We start from the raw sequence: 21,071 nt of genomic DNA on the forward strand, positions 1-21,071 counted from the left end.
GCTCATTCCGCGGCATCCGCTAGGTTGGTGGTCGTGGCGTCGGGCCGTGCCGCCGGCAGTCCGGCGATGTCCGCCGGGAAGCCCCCGTCCGGAAAGCCGTCAAGAAAGCCCTCATCGCGCGGCGCCTCGAAATGACCGCAGCCGAGCATCCGCCAGGGCAGCGGACGTCCGCCAAGCTGCGCCTCCATACGCAGCCGGTCGTCGTCGCGGCCGGCGATCCACCAACCCTGCACTGCGGCGGCAACCGGCAGGCAGGCAGGCAGGGCTGCGGACAGCCGCTTCAGATGGCGGGCGGTCAGGAAGGCCTGGGTGAGATCCTCCGCTCCCATCACGGCCCCCAATCCCTCGGTGCCGCCGGTACGGGGGTGATCGAACGCCTGCGAGATGGCGCTTCGGATCGCATCGGCATCTTCCGTTTCCGCCCCGGGCCGGACAAAAGCCGCCCCCGGCAGCATCACCGACAGAAAGCCGGCCAGATCGTCGCGCCAGTCATCCAACCCGCGCTCACGGATGCCCGGCGATGGCACGAAAGGATCGAGCAGGGCAAGCTCCCGCACGACCTCCCCCCGGCGCTCCAGCTCCGCCGCCATCAGTGCGGCAAGCGTTCCTCCCAGCGACCAGCCGAGCAGGTCGTAGGGGCCCTGCGGCTGCCGCTCGCGCAGCAGGTCGACATAGTCGCGCGCCATCTCCTCCAGCGACCGGTCCCGCCATGCCGGATCGAGCAGCATGCGCGACTGGATCGCCAGCACGCCCCGCCGCCCCTCCAGGCGACGGGCCAGCGGTTCGTAATCGAAAACCGTACCGAAGCCGGCATGGACGCAGACCAGCGGCGGCTGCCCGGCCATCTGCCGGTTCAGCGCCAGGATCGGCGAATGCCGGGCCTTCGACGCCGTCGCCCCCGCAGCCGTGCCGGCCAGTTCGGCGATGGTCGGCTTGCGGATCAGGTCGCGCAGCTTGAAGGACACTCCCAGCGGCTTCAACGCCCGTGCACGGGTCACCAGCTGGATGGAGAGGATGGAGTCGCCGCCCAGCTCGAAGAAGTTGTCGGTGACGCCGACGCTCTCCAGCCGCAGCAGCTCGCACCACAGCGCCGCCAGGGCACGCTCGGCCTCGCTGCGCGGAGCCACCTGGGCCGAGGACGATGCCGCCTCCGGCTCCGGCAGGGCCTTGCGGTCGAGCTTGCCGTTGGGCGTCAGCGGCAGCCGCTCCAGCACCAGGATGTGGGCCGGAACCATGTAGTCCGGCAGCGCCGCCTTCAGCCCGGCGCGCAGCCGCTCGACGAAGCCGTCATCCGTCCGAGCCGCCGGCACGACATAGCCGACCAGCCGCTTGCCGGAATTGCCGTCCCGCGCGACCACCGCCGCCTCGCGCACGCCCTCCTGCGCCCGCAGCCGAGCCTCCACCTCGCCCAGCTCGATGCGGAAGCCGCGGATCTTCACCTGATGGTCGATCCGGCCGACATACTCGATCACCCCGTCCACCCGCTGGCGCACGAGGTCGCCGGTGCGATAGAGCCTCCCCCCCTCCGCCGAGAACGGATCGGCGACGAAGCGCTCCGCCGTCAGGCCCGGGCGGTTCAGGTAGCCGCGCGCCAGGCCGGACCCGCCAAGATACAGCTCCCCCACCACACCCAGCGGAACCGGCGTCAGGTCGCCGTCCAGGACATGGGTGCTGCGGTCGCCCACCCGCAGGCCGATCGGCGCATAGGCGGCCCCGCAACGGTCCTCCCGCCCCGCCTTCCAGATCAGCGGCGTCACCACCGTCTCGGTCGGGCCGTAGCCGTTGATGATGTGCTGCGGCTGCAGGGCGTCCTTGGCAAGCTCGAAGGCCGCCTCCCCCACCGCGTCGCCGCCGAAGCAATAGACCCGCACCGGCGGCGGGGCGGTCCCGTGCTCCGCCTGCTCCCGCCTGGCATGCTCGGCCAGCTGCTGCAGGTACACCGGCGGGAAGGCCGCCACCGTCACGCCATGCCGGTGCATCGCCGCGTAGGTCTGCTCCGGCGTCCACAGGCTGTCGTCGCGGACCAGCAGGCGGCTGCCATGGGTCAGCGCTGTCAGCCAGCGTTCATGCGCGCCGTCGAAGGCGAAGGACATGAAATGCAGCTCGCAGTCCTGCGGGGTCATCGCATAGAGCGCACCGATGGCCCGGCAATGCATGGCGAGCGGGCCATGCGCCACCGCGACCCCCTTGGGCAGCCCGGTGGAGCCGGAGGTGTAGATGACATAGGCGAGACTGCCGGGCAGCACCGCCACCGGCGGCGGGGCGGCGGCCTCCTCCGCCGGCAGGCTATCGAGCCGCAGGCTGGGCAGCCCGTCCGGCACCGGCAGCCGGTCGGCGAGGCTGCTGTCGGTCAGCAGCAGGGCGATGCCGGAATCCTCGATCAGGTAGGCGAGGCGCTCGCGCGGATAGGCGGCGTCGAGCGGGACATAGGCGCCGCCGGCCTTGAGCACCGCCAGCAGGGCGACGATCATGCCGGGGCCGCGCGGCAGGGCGACGCCGACGCGGACCTCCGGCCCGACGCCGGCCGCGGCCAGCCGGCAAGCCAGGGCATTGGCCCGGCGGTCGAGCGCGGCGAAGCTGAGGGTGGACCCATCGGGACCGCCGTCGATCGCCGCCGGCCGGCCGGCAAAGGCGGCGGCGACGGCGGCGATGCGCTGGTGGACCGGCTCGAACGCTTCGGCGGCAACCGGCGCGTTCCACGACGCGAACCGAGCCTGCTCGTCCGCCGTCAGCAGCGGCACCTCTCCAACCCGGCGGCCGGCATCGGCGGCAAGCCCCAACAGAAGCGTCTCGAAATGGCCTCGGATACGGTCACACAGGTCGCCATCGATCAGGTCCCGGCGGTGGATGAACTTGACCTCCAGCTCGTCACCGGCCGACACTTCCAGATCCATGGCAAAACCGGTCACATCGACCCGATCCGTCGCCCCGAACCTCAGGCTGTCGTCGGTCTGCGCCCTGATGGCCTCGTCGACCGGATAATTCTCGAACACGACGATGCTGTCGAACAGCGCCCGCGCGCCGCCGCCGGTTCCGAGGCTGGCCCCCGCCCAGCGCTGCACCTCGTGCAGCGGCGTGTGCTCGTGCTCGCGCAGCTCGAGGTTCCGCCGCTGCAGCCCGCGCAGCCACTCCCCGACCCGCTCGCCCGACGGCGGGCGCTCCACCACCGGAAGCGTGTTGATGAACAGCCCGAGCGTCTCCTCGACCCCGGCAAGATCCGCCGGACGCCCCGACACCGTCGCCCCGAACGCCACCGTCTCCTGACCGCCGTAGCGTTGCAGAAGAAGCGCCCAGGCCCCCTGCACCAGCGTGTTCAGCGTCACACGCTGCGCCTGCGCAAAGCCCTGCAGCCGCTGCGTCGCAGCGCCATCCAGCCGCATCCGCACCACGCCATGCCCCGCCTGCGGATCGCGGCAGGGCAGGCAGGACGCCAGCAGCGTCGGCGCCTCCAGACCCGACAGGCGCCCGCGCCAGAAGCGCTCCGACGACGCTGCATCCTGCCGGCACAGCCACGCGATGTAGTCGCGGTAGCGGCCCGGCGCCGCCGTGACGGCCGCTCCCCGATACCGGCCCAGCGCCTCCGCAACCAGGCGCGCGCTGCTCCAGCCGTCCAGCAGCAGGTGATGGCTGGTCCAGATCAGACGGTGCCGCCCCTGCCCGAGCCGCACCAGCACCACCCGCTGCAGCGGCGGACGCCCGAGCTCGAAGCCGCGGGCCCGGTCCTCCCGCGCCAGCCTCCGCAAGGCCTCCTCCAGCGCGTCGCCGGCAAGCCCGATCTCCCGCCAGTCCAGCACCGACACCGCGTCGGGCACCCGCTCCCACACCGCCTGGAGCGGGGTCGACAGCGCGCCGCCCCACAGGAAACCGGTCCGCAGCACCGCATGGCGCGCCGTCACCCAGGCCCAGGCGGCGGCGAACCGCTCCTCCTCCAGGCCCTCGACCTCGACGGCAAGCTGCGTAACATAGGGGGTCTCGCCCTCCGCGGCGCCTTCCAGCGCGTGGAACAGCATGCCCTGCTGCATCGGGCTCAGCGGATACAGGTCCTCCAGTTCGCGCGCCGGCAACGCCAGGGCGTCCAGCTGCTCCTGCGTCAGACCGGCAAGCGGAACGTCCGACGGGGTCAACCCACCCGCCGACGCCTCGCAATGCGCCACCAGCGCCCGCAGTTCCTCCGCATAGGCCGCAGCAAGCCCCTCCACCACCGGGGCCGCCAGGACGGACCGGCTGTGGCTCCAGTCGAACACAAGCTCGCCGTCATAGACCCGGCCGTCGATGCCCAGCCAGTTGCCGAGCGGAGCGTCGGGATCGAGACGGGCTCCCGCCGGCTCGTCGGCCGGAACGAAGCGGGCATCGGCATCGAAGCTGCCGTCGAACTGCCCGAGATAGTTGAAGGTCACCCGCGCCTCGGGCAGCGCCCGCAGCACCGCCCGGCTGTCCGCATCGCCGAGATGGCGCAGCACGCCGTAGCCCAGTCCATTGGCCGGCACCGCCCGAAGCTGTTCCTTCACCGCCCTGATCGCCGCGCCGGGCTCCCCGCAGGGGCGCAGATGCACCGGATAGGCGGTGGTGAACCAGCCGACGCTGCGGCTGAGGTCCATCCCCGCCACAAGCTCCTCGCGGCCATGCCCCTCCAGCTGCACCAACGCCGAGCCCGCGCCGCTCCACCGGCACAGAACCCGCGCCAGCGCCGTCAGCAGCAGGTCGTTCACCCGCGTCCGGTAGGCCGCAGGCGCAGACGACAGCAGCCGCCTCGTCCAGCCCGCATCCAGCCGCGTCCGCGCAACCGCCGACTTCGCAACCGTCAGCGCCTCAGGCGAGACCGGTTCGGTGACACCGGGCAGGCCCGCGGGCGCATCCCCCAGGCTGTCGCGCCACCAGCCGAGCTCCGCCTTCAGCGCCTCGCTCGCCGCGTGGCTGCGCAGGGCCTCGCCCCAGGATTGGAAGGAGGCCGTCTTGGGCGCAAGCGCCACCGGCCCGCCTTGCTCCAGCTGGGTGCAGGCCAGTTGCAAATCCTCCAGCAGCACGCGCCAGGACACGCCGTCCACCACCAGGTGATGGATCGCCAGCAGCAGGCGCTGGCAACCGTCATCCCCACGCTCGACCAGCAGGGCGCGCAGCAGCGGGCCATGCTCCAGCTCCAGGCTGCGCTGGGCCTCCTCGCACAGCCGCTCCTGTGCCGCGGCATCGGCGGCGGAGCGCTGCCACAGCAGCGGCGGCAGCGCAGCGGGCGCCAGATGCCGCGCGCTGCCGTCGGAAGCGAAGACCAGCCGCAGGGCGTCGTGATGGGCGGCCAGGGCCGCCAGCGCACGCTCCAGCAGCGCCGGATCGACGGGCCGGCGCAGGCGCAGCAGGACGGACTGGTTCCAGTGGCTGCGGTTGGGGATCGGCTCCTCGAAGAACCAGCGCTGGATCGGCGTCAGCGCCAGCGCGCCGGTGACGAGGCCCTGCTCGGCTGTCGGAGCGGCCGTGGTGTCGCTGCGGGCGGCGCGGGCGAGCGCCTCCAGGGTCTGGTGCTCGAAGACGTCGCGCGGGGTGAAGGACAGGCCATGGCGGCGGGCCCGGCTGACCAGCTGGATGGAGAGGATGGAATCGCCGCCCAGCTCGAAGAAGTTGTCGGTGACTCCGATGCTTTCCAGCCGCAGCAGCTCGCACCACAAGGCGGCCAGGGCGCGCTCGGCCTCGCTGCGCGGAGCCACCTGGGCCGAGGACGATGCCGCCTCCGGCTCCGGCAGGGCCTTGCGGTCGAGCTTGCCGTTGGGCGTCAGCGGCAGCCGCTCCAGCACCAGGATGTGGGCCGGAACCATGTAGTCCGGCAGATCACGGCCGAGATGCTCCCTCAACCGCCGCGGCAGCTCCGCTTCGGCAGCGGCATCGGCAGCGGCGGCGACATAGCCGACCAGCCGCTTGCCGGAGCCGCCCTCCCGCGCCACCACCACCGCGTCCCGCACCGCAGGATGCCCGCGCAGCGCAGCCTCGATCTCGCCAAGCTCGATCCGCAGGCCGCGGATCTTCACCTGATGGTCGATGCGCCCGACATACTCGATCACCCCGTCGCCGCGACGGCGCGCAAGATCGCCCGTCCGGTACATCCGTCCGCCGTCCCCGGCGAACGGATCGGCCACGAAACGCTCCGCCGTCAGCCCGGCCCGCCGATGGTAGCCGCGCGCCAGACCGGCGCCAGCGATGTAAAGCTCGCCGACCGCTCCGGCCGGCAGCGGGTTCAGGCACTCGTCCAGCACATGAAGCCGCAGATTGTCGATCGCCACGCCGATCGGCACACCGCCGCCCGCCCCGGCCTCCCCGGCCCCGCCCGATCGGCAGGTCCAGTGGCTGACGTCGATCGCCGCCTCCGTCGGGCCGTACAGGTTGTACAGCCCCACACCGGGCAGCCGGGCGAATAGCCGCTCCTGCAACGCCGCAGGCAGCGCCTCGCCGCTGCACACCACCCGGCGCAGGCCGGTGCAGTCCTCCACCCCCGGCTCCTCCAGGAAGGCCTGCAGCATCGAGGGCACGAAATGCAGCGTGTCGATCGACTGCTCCCGGATCAGTGCCACCAGCCGGGCCGCGTCGCGGTGCTCGCCAGGAGCCGCCACCACCAGATGCGCCCCCACCATCAGCGGCCAGAAGAACTCCCAGACCGAGACGTCGAAGCCGAACGGCGTCTTCTGCAGCACCCGCTCGCCCGGCGCCAGCCCGTAGGCCTTCTGCATCCAGGCCAGCCGGTTCAGCAGGGCGCCATGGCTGTTGCCCGCCCCCTTGGGCGTCCCGGTGGAGCCCGAGGTGTAGATCAGGTAGGCGAGGTTGTCCGGCCGCAGCCCGGAGACCGGCGGCGTGTCCGGCAGCCCGGCGGTGTCCTCGGCGTCGAGCAGCAGCAGGCGCACGGCCTGGGGCACCACCCCGCCGCCCAGCCGGCCGGCAAGGTGGCTTTGGGTGAGCAGCAGGGCGATGCCGCCGTCCGCTGCCATGGCCTTGAGACGGGCGGGCGGCAGCTCCGGGTCGAGCGGCAGATAGGCGCCGCCGGCCTTCATCACCGCCAGCAGGCCGACGACCAGCTCCAGCGAGCGCTCCGCGGCGACGCCGACCGTCACCTCCGGCCCGACGCCCAGCGCCTGCAGCCGGTGGGCCAGGCGGTTCGCCTGCGCCTCCAGCTCGGCATAGCTCAACGTCCGCCCGCCGAAGCTCACAGCCGGAAGACCGCCATGCACACCAGCCTGACCGGAGATCAGATCGGGAACAAGCGGGCCGGCGGTCAGGCCTTCGTCCCGGGACGCATTCCATCCGGCAAAGCTCAGCGATCCTTCTTCGTCGAGCAACCCGATCTCGCCCAACCGGCGCCCGGCATCCCCGATCAGGGCCAGCAGAAGCCATCGGGTCTGTGCAGCGAGATGGCGGACCTCCTCGTCGCCGATCCGGTCACGCCAATGGCTGAAGGTCAGCGTCAGCCGCTCTCCGGCTCCCATCAGCAGGGTCAGGGGAACGGAGGTGATCTCATGGTTTTGCGGAACGCCGAAGCGCAGCCCGCCGGTTTCTCCGCGGCCGAGCGCCTCGGACAGCGGATAATTCTCGAACACCAGAAGGCTGTCGAACAGCATCTCCCCGCCATGGCCGGACCAGCGCTGGATGTCGGCCAAAGCTGTGTGTTCGTGCTCCCGCATTTCGAGGTTGCGTGCCTGGAGACCGGTCAGCCACTCCGACACCGCCAGGGCCGGGTGCGGCGTGCCGACCAGCGGCAGCGTGTTGATGAACAGGCCGACCTGCCGCTCGATGCCCGGCAATTCGGCCGGCCGGCCGGAAACCGTCACGCCCGTTGCCACCGTGCCCTGTCCGGTCCGTCGGTGCAGAAGCAGCAGCCAAGCTGCCTGAACCAGCGTGTTGAGCGTAACCTGGTTCTGACGGGCGAAGCGGGTCAGCCGCAAGGTTTCCTGTTCGTCGAAGACCAGTTCGAGGGTTCCATGCCCCTGGCCGGCATGAGATTGCCCGGTGACGATCCTTGTCGGCTGTTCGAGATCGGCGATGCGGGCGCGCCAGAAGGCCTCCGACGCCGCCCGGTCGCGCCCCTGCAGCCACGCCACATGGTCGCGGAAACGGCCGCCGTCCGCCACCGGGGCATGGCCGGCATAGCGCTGCAGCACCTCTCCCAGAAGCTGCGAACTGCTCCAGCCGTCCAGCAGGATATGGTGGCTGGTCAGGATCACATGATGGCGCTCCCCACCCTGCCCGCCACCCATGCGCACCACCGCCAGCCGCAGCAGCGGCGGCGCGGCAAGGTCGAAGCCGGCCTGCCGCTCGACCGCCGCAAGCGCATCCACGCGGGCCGCCGCGTCCGGATCGTCGCGCCAGTCCTCCAAACGCAGCGGCACCGCCGCCTTGCGCATGACAGCCTGCAGCGGCTGCTCCAGACCGTCCCACAGGAAGCCGGCCCGCAGGCTGTCATGCGCATCGACCGCTCCCTGCCAGGCCGCATGGAAGCGCGCCACCTCCAGCCCCTTCACATCCACCCGCATCTGGTTGATGTAGGCGTCTCCCCCCGGCTCGTAGAGCGCGTGGAACAGCATGCCCTGCTGCATCGGCGTCAGCGGATACAGGTCCTCCAGTTCGCGCGCCGGCAACGCCAGGGCGTCCAGTTGCTCCTGCGTCAGACCGGCAAGCGGCACGTCCGACGGCGTCAAGCCACCAGCCGACGCCTCGCAATGCGCCACCAGCGCCCGCAGCTCCTCCGCATAGGCCGCAGCAAGCCCCTCCACCACCGCCGGCGCCAGGACGGACCGGCTGTGGCTCCAGTCGAACACAAGCTCGCCGTCATAGACCTGACCGTTCAGCGTCAGCCAGTTGCCCAGGGGCGCATCGGCATCCTGGCTGCTGCCCGCCGGCTCGTCGGCCGGAACGAAGCGGGCGTCGGCATCGAAGCTGCCGTCGAACTGGCCGAGATAGTTGAAGGTCACCCGCGCCTCGGGCAGCGCCCGCAGCACCGCTTGGCTCTCCGCGTCGCCGAGATGGCGCAGCACGCCGTAGCCAAGGCCGTTGGCCGGCACCGCCCGAAGCTGTTCCTTCACCGCCCTGATCGCCGCGCCGGGCTCCCCGCAGGGGCGCAGATGCACCGGATAGGCGGTGGTGAACCAGCCGACGCTGCGGCTGAGGTCCATCCCCGCCACAAGCTCCTCGCGGCCATGTCCCTCCAGCTGCACCAGCGCCGAGCCCGCGCCGCTCCACCGGCACAGAACCCGCGCCAGCGCCGTCAGCAGCAGGTCGTTCACCCGCGTCCGGTAGGCCGCAGGCGCCGACGACAGCAGCCGCTTCGTCCAGCCCGCATCAAGCCGCGTCCGCGCAACCGCCGACTTCGCAACCGTCAGCGCCTCAGGCGATACCGGTTCGGTGACACCGGGCAGGCCCGCGGGCGCATCCCCCAGGCTGTCGCGCCACCAGCCGAGCTCCGCCTTCAGCGCCTCGCTCGCCGCGTGGCTGCGCAGGGCCTCGCCCCAGGATTGGAAGGAGGCCGTCTTGGGCGCAAGCGCCACCGGCCCGCCTTGCTCCAGCTGGGTGCAGGCCAGTTGCAAATCCTCCAGCAGCACGCGCCAGGACACGCCGTCCACCACCAGGTGATGGATCGCCAGCAGCAGGCGCTGGCAACCGTCATCCCCGCGCTCGACCAGCAGGGCGCGCAGCAGCGGGCCATGCTCCAGCTCCAGGCTGCGCTGGGCCTCCTCGCACAGCCGCTCCTGTGCCGTGGCATCGGCGGCGGAGCGCTGCCACAGCAGCGGCGGCAGCGCAGCGGGCGCCAGATGCCGCGCGCTGCCGTCGGAAGCGAAGACCAGCCGCAGGGCGTCGTGATGGGCGGCCAGGGCCGCCAGCGCACGCTCCAGCAGCGCCGGATCGACGGGCCGGCGCAGGCGCAGCAGGACGGACTGGTTCCAGTGGCTGCGGTTGGGGATCGGCTCCTCGAAGAACCAGCGCTGGATCGGCGTCAGCGCCAGCGCGCCGGTGACGAGGCCCTGCTCGGCTGTCGGAGCGGCCGTGGTGTCGCTGCGGGCGGCGCGGGCGAGCGCCTCCAGGGTCTGGTGCTCGAAGACGTCGCGCGGGGTGAAGGACAGGCCGTGGCGGCGGGCGCGGCTGACCAGCTGGATGGAGAGGATGGAATCGCCGCCCAGCTCGAAGAAGTTGTCGGTGACGCCGACGCCCTCCAGCCGCAGCAGCTCGCACCACAGCGCCGCCAGGGCACGCTCGGCCTCGCTGCGCGGAGCCACCTGGGCCGAGGACGATGCCGCCTCCGGCTCCGGCAGGGCCTTGCGGTCGAGCTTGCCGTTGGGCGTCAGCGGCAGCCGCTCCAGCACCAGGATGTGGGCCGGAACCATGTAGTCCGGAAGCGCCGCCTTCAGCCCGGCGCGCAGCCGCTCGACGAAGCCGTCATCCGTCCGAGCCGCCGGCACGACATAGCCGACCAGCCGCTTGCCGGAATTGCCGTCCCGCGCGACCACCGCCGCCTCGCGCACGCCCTCCTGCGCCCGCAGCCGCGCCTCCACCTCGCCCAGCTCGATGCGGAAGCCGCGGATCTTCACCTGATGGTCGATCCGGCCGACATACTCGATCACCCCGTCCCCGCGCTGGCGCACGAGGTCGCCGGTGCGATAGAGCCTCCCCCCCTCCGCCGAGAACGGATCGGCGACGAAGCGCTCCGCCGTCAGGCCCGGGCGGTTCAGGTAGCCGCGCGCCAGGCCGGACCCGCCAAGATACAGCTCCCCCACCACACCCAGCGGAACCGGCGTCAGGTCGCCGTCCAGGACATAACCGCAGGTTCCATCGATGGGGCGACCGATGTTGGCGCGTCCTCCCGCCTCGCGGCGGGTCACGGTGGAGTAGGTCGTGTCCTCCGACGGGCCATAGAGGTCGTAGACGTCGGCGATACCGGCGGCATAGAGCTCGTCCACCAGCGACTGGGCCAGCGGCTCACCCGCCAGATTGACGGTGCGAACACCGGGGGGAATCCCGCCAGAGCGCAGGAGGCCGGCGATCGCCGACGGCACCGTGTTGATCAGGCGCACGCGGTCGCGGGCCGGCAGGTCGGGCAAGGCCAGGGCGTTGTCGGCCATCACCACATGGCCGCCGGCGCTCAGCGTGACGAAGAACTCCCAGACCGAAAGATCGAAGCAGACGGAGGTCGAGGCCAGCACACCCTGCAACTGCTCCGGCCGGTAGAGCCGCAATGCCCAGTCGATAAGGGCGGAGGCGTTGCGATGCTCGATCACCACGCCCTTCGGCCGGCCGGTCGAGCCGGAGGTGTAGATGACGTAGGCAGCGTCCTCCGCCCTGTTGACCGGCCGCGGATCGCTCTCCGGGCAGTTCGCCAGATCGAGCGCCGGATCGTCGAGCGCCACCACGCGCAGGCCCTCGCAAACGGGAAGCCGGGGCAGCAGGTTGCGTTGCGTCACGACCAGCGCCGCCCGGCTGTCGGCCAGCATGTAGGCGACGCGGTCGGCGGGATAGTCGGGGTCGAGCGGCACATAGGCGCCACCCGCCTTCAGGATCGCCAGAAGGCCGGTGGGCAGAACCTCCGTCCGCTCGAGCATGATGGCGACCGGCACACCGGGCGCGACGCCGTATGCGCGCAACCGGTGGGCGAGCCGGTTGGCGTGGCGGTTGAGATCGGCATAGCTCAGGCTCCGCGTGCCGGCGATCACCGCGGTGGCATCCGGAGTGCGGGCGGCCTGGGCTTCGAACAGACGCGGCAAGGGCGTGGCATCCATCGGCTCCGGCCGGTTCCAGGCGCCGAGAATGCGGTCGCGGTCGGTCCTGTCCAGCACGGAGAGAGCGCCGAGCGGCCGGCTCGGGGCTTCGGCCATCGCCAGCAGCAGGCGGCGCAGATGGCCGGCCACGCCCACCACCGCCGGCTCCGTCAAATGGGCGAGGTCGTAGCGGTGGTGCAGTTCCAGCCGGTCACCGGGCATGATCGCGGGCATGATCGCGATGGTCAGCGGATAGCTGGTCCGCTCATAGCCGACCACCGGGGAAAAGCGCAGGCCATCCGGGCTTCCCTGGCGCAAGGCCTCGGCGACCGGATAGCTTTCGAACACCAGCAGGCTGTCGAACAGGACGCCGCCGGCATCGCCCGACGCGGTCTGACCCGACCAGTGCTGAATGTCGGCGAGCGGCGTGTGCTCATGCTCGCGCAGGTCGAGATTGCGGCGCTGAACCGTGCGGAGCCAGTCTGCCACCTGGATTGCCGGATGGGGTGTCAGGATCACCGGAAGCGTGTTGATGAACAGGCCGAGCCGATGCTCCACCCCCGGCAGATCCGCCGGGCGGCCGGAAACGGTGGTGCCGAAAGCGACTGTGTCCTGGCCGCCATGCTGGCGCAGCAGGATCGCCCAGGCCGCCTGCATCAGGGTGTTCAGCGTGACGTCGCAGTGCCGCGCGAGGTCGGTGAGGCGGCGGGTTTCCTCCACCGTGAAGACGCAGCGATGCTCACCCTGCCCCTCCCGGTCCTGCAGGGAATCCGCCTGCGAGCCGGACGGCAGCAGCGACACGATCCTTGTCGGCTGTTCGAGATCGGCGATGCGGGCGCGCCAGAAGGCCTCCGACGCCACCCGGTCGCGCCCCTGCAGCCACGCCACATGGTCGCGGAAACGGCCGCCGTCCGCCACCGGGGCATGGCCGGCATAGCGCTGCAGCACCTCTCCCAGAAGCTGCGAGCTGCTCCAGCCGTCCAGCAGGATATGGTGGCTGGTCAGGATCACATGATGGCGCTCCCCACCCTGCCCGCCACCCATGCGCACCACCGCCAGCCGCAGCAGCGGCGGCGCGGCAAGGTCGAAGCCGGCCTGCCGCTCGGCCGCCGCAAGCGCATCCACGCGGGCCGCCGCCTCCGGATCGTCGCCCCAGTCCTCCAAACGCAGCGGCACCGCCGCCTTGCGCATGACAGCCTGCAGCGGCTGCTCCAGACCGTCCCACAGGAAGCCGGCCCGCAGGCTGTCATGCGCATCGACCGCTCCCTGCCAGGCCGCATGGAAGCGCGCCACCTCCAGCCCCTCCACATCCACCCGCATCTGGTTGATGTAGGCGTCTCCCCCCGGCTCGTAGAGCGCGTGGAACAGCATGCCCTGCTGCATCGGCGTCAGCGGATACAGGTCCTCCAGTTCGCGCGCCGGCAACGCCAGGGCGTCCAGTTGCTCCTGCGTCAGACCGGCAAGCGGCACGTCCGACGGCGTCAAGCCACCAGCCGACGCCTCGCAATGCGCCACCAGCGCCCGCAGCTCCTCCGCATAGGCCGCAGCAAGCCCCTCCACCACCGCCGGCGCCAGGACGGACCGGCTGTGGCTCCAGTCGAACACAAGCTCGCCGTCATAGACCTGACCGTTCAGCGTCAGCCAGTTGCCCAGGGGCGCATCGGCATCCTGGCTGCTGCCCGCCGGCTCGTCGGCCGGGACGAAGCGGGCGTCGGCATCGAAGCTGCCGTCGAACTGGCCGAGATAGTTGAAGGTCACCCGCGCCTCGGGCAGGGCCCGCAGCACCGCCCGGCTGTCCGCGTCGCCGAGATGGCGCAGCACGCCGTAGCCCAGTCCATTGGCCGGCACCGCCCGAAGCTGTTCCTTCACCGCCCTGATCGCCGCGCCGGGCTCTCCGCAGGGGTGCAGATGCACCGGATAGGCGGTGGTGAACCAGCCGACGCTGCGGCTGAGGTCCATCCCCGCCACAAGCTCCTCGCGGCCATGCCCCTCCAGCTGCACCAGCGCCGAGCCCGCGCCGCTCCACCGGCACAGAACCCGCGCCAGCGCCGTCAGCAGCAGGTCGTTCACCCGCGTCCGGTAGGCCGCAGGCGCCGACGACAGCAGCCGCTTCGTCCAGCCCGCATCAAGCCGCGTCCGCGCAACCGCCGACTTCGCAACCGTCAGCGCCTCAGGCGATACCGGTTCGGTGACACCGGGCAGGCCCGCGGGCGCATCCCCCAGGCTGTCGCGCCACCAGCCGAGCTCCGCCTTCAGCGCCTCGCTCGCCGCGTGGCCTCGCAGGGCCTCGCCCCAGGATTGGAAGGAGGCCGTCTTGGGCGCAAGCGCCACCGGCCCGCCTTGCTCCAGCTGGGTGCAGGCCAGCTGCAGATCCTCCAGCAGCACGCGCCAGGACACGCCGTCCACCACCAGGTGATGGATCGCCAGCAGCAGGCGCTGGCAACCGTCATCCCCGCGCTCGACCAGCAGGGCGCGCAGCAGCGGGCCATGCCCCAGCTCCAGGCTGCGCTGGGCCTCCTCGCACAGCCGCTCCTGTGCCGCGGCATCGGCGGCGGAGCGCTGCCACAGCAGCGGCGGCAGCGCAGCGGGCGCCAGATGCCGCGCGCTGCCGTTGGAAGCGAAGACCAGCCGCAGGGCGTCGTGATGGGCGGCCAGGGCCGCCAGCGCACGCTCCAGCAGCGCCGGATCGACGGGCCGGCGCAGGCGCAGCAGGACGGACTGGTTCCAGTGGCTGCGGTTGGGGATCGGCTCCTCGAAGAACCAGCGCTGGATCGGCGTCAGCGCCAGCGCGCCGGTAACGAGGCCCTGCTCGGCTGTCGGAGCGGCCGTGGTGTCGCTGCGGGCGGCGCGGGCGAGCGCCTCCAGGGTCTGGTGCTCGAAGACGTCGCGCGGGGTGAAGGACAGGCCGTGGCGGCGGGCGCGGCTGACCAGCTGGATGGAGAGGATGGAATCGCCGCCCAGCTCGAAGAAGTTGTCGGTGACGCCGACGCTCTCCAGCCGCAGCAGCTCGCACCACAGCGCCGCCAGGGCACGCTCGGCCTCGCTGCGCGGAGCCACCTGGGCCGAGGACGATGCCGCCTCCGGCTCCGGCAGGGCCTTGCGGTCGAGCTTGCCGTTGGGCGTCAGCGGCAGCCGCTCCAGCACCAGGATGTGGGACGGAACCATGTAGTCCGGCAGCGCCGCCTTCAGCCCGGCGCGCAGCCGCTCGACGAAGCCGTCATCCGTCCGAGCCGCCGGCACGACATAGCCGACCAGCCGCTTGCCGGAATTGCCGTCCCGAGCGACCACCGCCGCCTCGCGCACGCCCTCCTGCGCCCGCAGCCGCGCCTCAACCTCGCCCAGCTCGATGCGGAAGCCGCGGATCTTCACCTGATGGTCGATGCGGCCGACATACTCGATCACCCCGTCCCCGCGCTGGCGCACGAGGTCGCCGGTGCGGTAGAGCCGGCCTCCCTCCGCCGAGAAGGGATCGGCGACGAAGCGCTCCGCCGTCAAGCCCGGGCGGTTCAGGTAGCCGCGCGCCAGGCCGGACCCGCCAAGATACAGCTCCCCCACCACACCCAGCGGAACCGGCGTCAGGTCGCCGTCCAGGACATGGGTGCTGCGGTCGCCCACCCGCAGGCCGATCGGCGCATAGGCGGCCCCGCAACGGTCCTCCCGCCCCGCCTTCCAGATCAGCGGCGTCACCACCGTCTCGGTCGGGCCGTAGCCGTTGATGATGTGCTGCGGCTGCAGGGCGTCCTTGGCAAGCTCGAAGGCCGCCTCCCCCACCGCGTCGCCGCCGAAGCAATAGACCCGCACCGGCGGCGGGGCGGTCCCGTGCTCCGCCTGCTCCCGCCTGGCATGCTCGGCCAGCTGCTGCAGGTACACCGGCGGAAAGGCCGCCACCGTCACGCCATGCCGGTGCATCGCCGCGTAGGTCTGCTCCGGCGTCCACAGGCTGTCGTCACGGACCAGCAGGCGGCTGCCATGGGTCAGCGCGGTCAGCCAGCGTTCATGCGCGCCGTCGAAGGCGAAGGACATGAAATGCAGCTCGCAGTCCTGCGGGGTCATCGCATAGAGCGCACCGATGGCCCGGCAATGCATGGCGAGCGGGCCATGCGCCACCGCGACCCCCTTGGGCAGCCCGGTGGAGCCGGAGGTATAGATGACATAGGCGAGGCTCCCGGGAAGCACCGCCACCGGCGGCGGGGCGGCGGCCTCCTCCGCCGGCAGGCTATCGAGCCGCAGGCTGGGCAGCCCGTCCGGCACCGGCAGCCGGTCGGCGAGGCTGCTGTCGGTCAGCAGCAGGGCGATCCCGGAATCCTCGATCAGGTAGGCGAGGCGCTCGCGCGGATAGGCGGCGTCGAGCGGGACATAGGCACCGCCGGCCTTGAGCACCGCCAGCAGGGCGACGATCATGCCGGGGCCGCGCGGCAGGGCGACGCCGACGCGGACCTCCGGCCCGACGCCGGCCGCGGCCAGCCGGCATGCCAGGGCATTGGCCCGGCGGTCGAGCGCGGCGAAGCTGAGGGTGGACCCATCGGGACCGCCGTCGATCGCCGCCGGCCGGCCGGCAAAGGCGGCGGCGACGGCGGCGATGCGCTGATGGACCGGCTCGAACGCTTCGGCGGCAACCGGCGCGTTCCACGAGGCGAACCGCGCCTGCTCGTCCGCCGTCAGCAGCGGCACCTCTCCCAACCGACGGCCGGCATCGGCGGCAAGGCCCGACAGAAGCGTCTCGAAATGGCGGCGCAACCGGTCGATCCGGTCATGGTCGTAGAGGTCGGTCGCGTAGGTGAAGGAGGCCTCGATCCCGCCGCCCTCCTCCTCAACGGTGTCGAGGGTCAGGTCATAGCTGGCCACGGCGCTGTCGAGCGCCATCGGCTCCACCCGCAGCCCATCCATCGCCGAGATGGCCCGGCCATCGCGGCGCTGGTGGTTGAACATCACCTGGAACAGCGGATTGTAGCTGAGGCTGCGCTCCAGCTTCAGCGCCTCCAGCAACTGTTCGAAGGGGAGATCCTGGTTCGCCTGCGCCTCCAGCGCCGTTTGCCTGACCTGAGCGAGCAGGTCGGCGACGCGGTCGCGCCCATCGATCCGCAGGCGCAGGACCTGGGTGTTGACGAAGAAGCCGACCACCGCCTCGCACTCCGCACGGTCGCGGTTGGCCACCGGCACGCCGACGGCGATGTCGCCCTGCCCGCTGTGGCGATGGAGAAGCAGCGAGAACGCCGAAAGCAGCAGCATGAACAGCGTGACATCCCGCTCGCGGGCGAAGGCGCGCAGCCTTCCGGCCAGCGCCCCGTCGAGCGTGAAACGCAGGAGGGCGCCGCGGTGGCTCTGCCTCGCCGGCCGCGGCCGGTCGGAAGGCAGTTCCAGCGGCGCCCGGTTTCCCCCCAGCCGGTCGAGCCAGAAGGCAAGCTGCCGCTCCGCCTCGCCCGCCTCCAGCATGTTCTTCTGCCACAGGGCATAATCGGCGTAGCGAATCGGCGGCGGCGGCAGGTCGACCCGTCCGCCCAGCCGGATGGCGCGGTAGAGCTCCGCGAACTCCCGGATCAGCACCGCCATCGACCAGCCGTCCGACGCGATGTGGTGCATCGTCACCAGAAGCCGGTGATCCTGCTCCGCCAGCCGGAGGAGGCGCGCACGCAGGAGCGGCCCGCTCTCCAGATCGAAGGGGGCCTGCGCCTCCTCCTCCATCAGGCGATGGGCGGCCTGCTCGCGCTCATCCGCCGGAAGATGGCCGAGGTCGTCGACGGCCAGCCGGAAGTCCGCCTCGTCGAGGATGGTCTGCACCGGTTCGCCGTCGCCCTGGCGGAACACCGTCCGCAGGGCGGCGTGGCGGCGCAGCAGAAGTCCGAAGGCGCGGGACAGGGCAGCGCGATCGAGGTCTCCGGCAAGGCGCGTCGCACTGAAGATGTTGTTGGCGCCGCTGGCCGGATCGAGCTTCCACAGTGCCCACATCCGCCGTTGCGCATGGGACAACGGCGCCTCCGTGGCCGGGGCGAGGTCTACCGGAATCGGCAGCAGCGAAAGATCCACCGCCTCGTCGCGCATGGCGCGCCAGAACAGCTTGCGCTTTTCCACCGGCAGACCGATGAAGCGGCGGACCAGGTCCACGGAGTCTTGAGCAACCATCTGGATTTTCCCATCGCCGGCTGGCTTGACGCTGATCCGGCCGCCGGGGTTCCGGTACGGTCGACCGGGGCGGCCAGACTGTGCGCGGTCGCACCATCAGGTGCGCCGCGGTCTCCAGTAGTGACGAAGAAGGGACAGCCGGATTTACCCCGCCGGCGTGGAATGACCGACGGTGAAAGGACGATGGTCGACGGGGGCCGGGTTCAGCGGGCCGAAACGAGGAGTTCGCCGTCCTTGGGGGCCAGCGTCACCGGCAGCACCCGCGGAAGCGATGCCGCCACGCGGTCGAGGTCGGTGACGTCGTACACCCCGCCGATCCGCATCGCCCCGACCTTGCGGTCCGCCAGCCGCAGCGGTTGCGACAGATAGGGGTTCAGCAGTGGAACCGCTTCGGCCAGCGTGATGTTGTCGAACACCAGCTTGCCCTCGCGCCAGGACAGGACATGCTGCGGATCGACGCGCGCGACGCTGCCGAACCGGCTGTCCCGGGCGAAACGGCCCTGCATGCCGGGCGTCAGCCGCAAGGGCTCCCCCCCCGCCGCCGCCGCCGACGCAACCGTGACCGAGCCTTCGCTCAGCGTCACGGCAAGATCACCGTCATTGGCCCAGACATTGAACTTCGTCCCCGTCACCCGGACCTGATGGCCGGCGGTGAAGACGGTGAAGGGAAGCGCCACATCGTGCGCGACCGCGAAATAGGCCTCCCCATGGTCCATCAGGACGCTGCGCCTGTCGCGGAACTGGGCAAAGAACAGGGTGGTGTGGACGTTCAGGTCGACCGTGGTACCGTCGGGCAGCTCGACCAGGCGGTGCCGGCCGCCACCGAGGAAGACATCGACGCGCCCGGGCAGTACGCCGAACGACCACCCCACCGGCCAGCAGGCGGCCAAGGCCGCCGCCACGCAGGCCGCCACCGCCCAGCGCCGCCGCCGGGGCGAGACCCGGACGACGGCAGCCGGCGCCACCCGCCCGCCCGCCGCCGTCACGGGAACCATGGTCACCCGCGGGCGCAGGCCGGCGGACAGTCCCCAGATCTCCCGCATCGCGTCGAATTCCGCCAGATGGCGCGGATCCGCCAGGCACCAGCATTCGAATGCCGCGCGGTCGGCATCGCCGACATCGGACGATTGCAGGCGCAGGCACCAGTCCGCAGCCTCTTCGGTCACGCGGTCGTCGTCGGAGGGATGTGACGGAGGCATACGGGCGCGCTCGACTCCGGAAGGCGTTCGGCAGCTATAGGGCAAGCGGAAGCGGGATCGCAAGGCGAGCCGGACATGCGGAACTCTACGCGAGCCGCCCGGCCAGGGAAACCCCCGCGTCTGCGGCGAGGGTTGCGACCTTCTGCAACAGGGGAAGGAAGGAGCAGGCACGGATCGGGAGGCCGGTCCCGGAAGAGATCGGTTTCAGTTTCGGCCCGCTCGTTCGTCCTAGTCAGGACGGCCGCGCGCATCCGCCTCCACGGCGGGGGCTTCGTGCCGGCCGCCTTCGCTCCCGTCCCGCAGGAACCCCGATGCCGACGCCACCCCGCACCAGCCCCGCCGCCCTGCTCCAGCTGCTCCGCCCCTTCTGGCCGCTGCTGACCGCCGCCACCCTGCTGGGGGTGCTGGGCGGGCTCAGCGTGACCGGCCTGCTGGCCACCATCAACCGCATCCTGCATGCCGAGGAAAGCCCTGGCGCCGGGGTCCTGCTCGCCTTCGCCGGCCTGTGCGCCCTGGCGCTCGCAGGCTCTGTCCTGTCCGACATCGGCACCAACCGGATCGGGCAGAAGGTCATCGCGCGACTGCGCAAGGATTTGGGCGACCGCATCCTGACCGCGCCGATCGACCAGCTGGAGCGCTACCGCAGCCACCGGCTGATCCCTGTGCTGACCCACGACGTCGACACCATCAGCGACTTCGCCTTCGCCTTCGCACCGCTGGCGGTGTCGCTCAGCGTCACGCTGGGCAGCCTGGGCTATCTGGCGATGCTGTCCTGGCCGATGTTCCTGGCGACCGCCGCCGCCATCCTGATCGGCAGCGCCGTGCAGTATGTGGCGCGCGTCCGCGGCATCGAGGGCTTCAACGAGGCGCGCTCCCACGAGGACGAGTTGCAGAAGCACTACCGCTCCCTGGCGGAAGGGGCGAAGGAGCTGCGCATCAACCGGCCGCGGCGGCTGCGGCTGCAGGGCGAGGCGCTGCGCGGCACAATCGACCGCATCTGCGACATCCAGATCCGCTCGATCAACCTCTTCGTCATCGCCAAGGGATTCGGGTCGACCCTGTTCTTCATCGTCATCGGGGTGGCGCTCGGCGTCGAGGTGCTGTGGCCCAGCACCGACCGCGGGACGCTGAGCGGGTTCATCCTGGTGCTGCTCTACATGAAGGGACCGCTGGAGCATCTGATCGGCACCCTGCCCATCGTCAGCCGCGCCCAGGTCGCCTTCCGCCGGATCGCGGAATTGTCGGCAGAGTTCGCCTCGCCGGAACCGCATCTGCTGATGAAGGACGATGCCCGCCCGCCCGCGACGATCGACCGGCTGGAGCTGCGGGATGCCCGCTACGTCTATCCGCCGGCCGGTCCGGATGTGGAGCCCTTCGTGCTCGGTCCCGTCTCGCTGCGGGTCGGACGCGGCGAGATCCTGTTCATCGTCGGCGAGAACGGCTGCGGCAAGACCACGCTGATCAAGATGCTGCTCGGCCTCTACCCCCCCCACGAAGGGCAGATCCTGCTGGACGGCCGGCCGGTGACGCCGGAGACGCGCGACGACTACCGGCAGCTTTTCACCACCATCTTCGCCGATTATTTCCTGTTCGACGACCTGATCCAGGCGAACGACAGCGTGCCGGAGGACGCCCAGGCCTATCTGGAACGGCTGGAGATCGCCCATAAAGTGAGCGTGGTGGACGGGGTGTTCAGCACCACCGACCTGTCCACCGGTCAGCGCAAGCGGCTGGCCCTGCTCCAGGCCTGGACGGAAAAGCGGCCGGTGCTGGTGTTCGACGAATGGGCCGCCGACCAGGACCCGACCTTCCGGCGGATCTTCTACACCGAACTGCTGCCGAGCCTGAAGGCGATGGGCAAGACCATCATCGTGATCTCCCACGACGACCGCTATTTCGACGTGGCCGACCATCTGCTCCGGCTGACCGCCGGCAAGGTCGTGGAGGATCGCCAGCCGGCGCTGTGACGGAGCCTGCAAGGAAAGCGGAACGGAAAAGGGGCGCAACCGGCCGGATGCGCCCCTTTTCCCTTGCC

At 71.2% G+C, this 21,071-nt stretch carries 3 protein-coding genes; 1 reads left to right on the plus strand and 2 read right to left on the minus strand.

Annotated features, from left to right (window positions below):
• Positions 1-2: 2 nt before the first annotated feature.
• The gene (locus ABMY26_RS27915) at positions 3-17,837 is read right to left on the minus strand and encodes a non-ribosomal peptide synthase/polyketide synthase (protein ID WP_372399435.1); all 17,835 of its coding nucleotides are present in this window, start codon (positions 17,835-17,837) and stop codon (positions 3-5) included.
• Positions 17,838-18,040: 203 nt separating this feature from the next.
• Positions 18,041-19,003: a FecR domain-containing protein gene (locus tag ABMY26_RS27920; protein WP_372399436.1), complete on the minus strand. Its 963-nt coding sequence runs from the start codon at positions 19,001-19,003 to the stop codon at positions 18,041-18,043.
• 344 nt (positions 19,004-19,347) lie between these two features.
• On the opposite strand from ABMY26_RS27920, the gene ABMY26_RS27925 reads away from it, so the two are divergent.
• Positions 19,348-21,003, plus strand: a complete 1,656-nt coding sequence (locus ABMY26_RS27925; RefSeq protein WP_372399437.1) for a cyclic peptide export ABC transporter — start codon at positions 19,348-19,350, stop codon at positions 21,001-21,003.
• The last annotated feature ends 68 nt before the right edge of the window (positions 21,004-21,071 follow it).

Source organism: Azospirillum sp. HJ39, assembly GCF_041507355.1.
Classification (GTDB): domain Bacteria; phylum Pseudomonadota; class Alphaproteobacteria; order Azospirillales; family Azospirillaceae; genus Azospirillum; species Azospirillum thiophilum.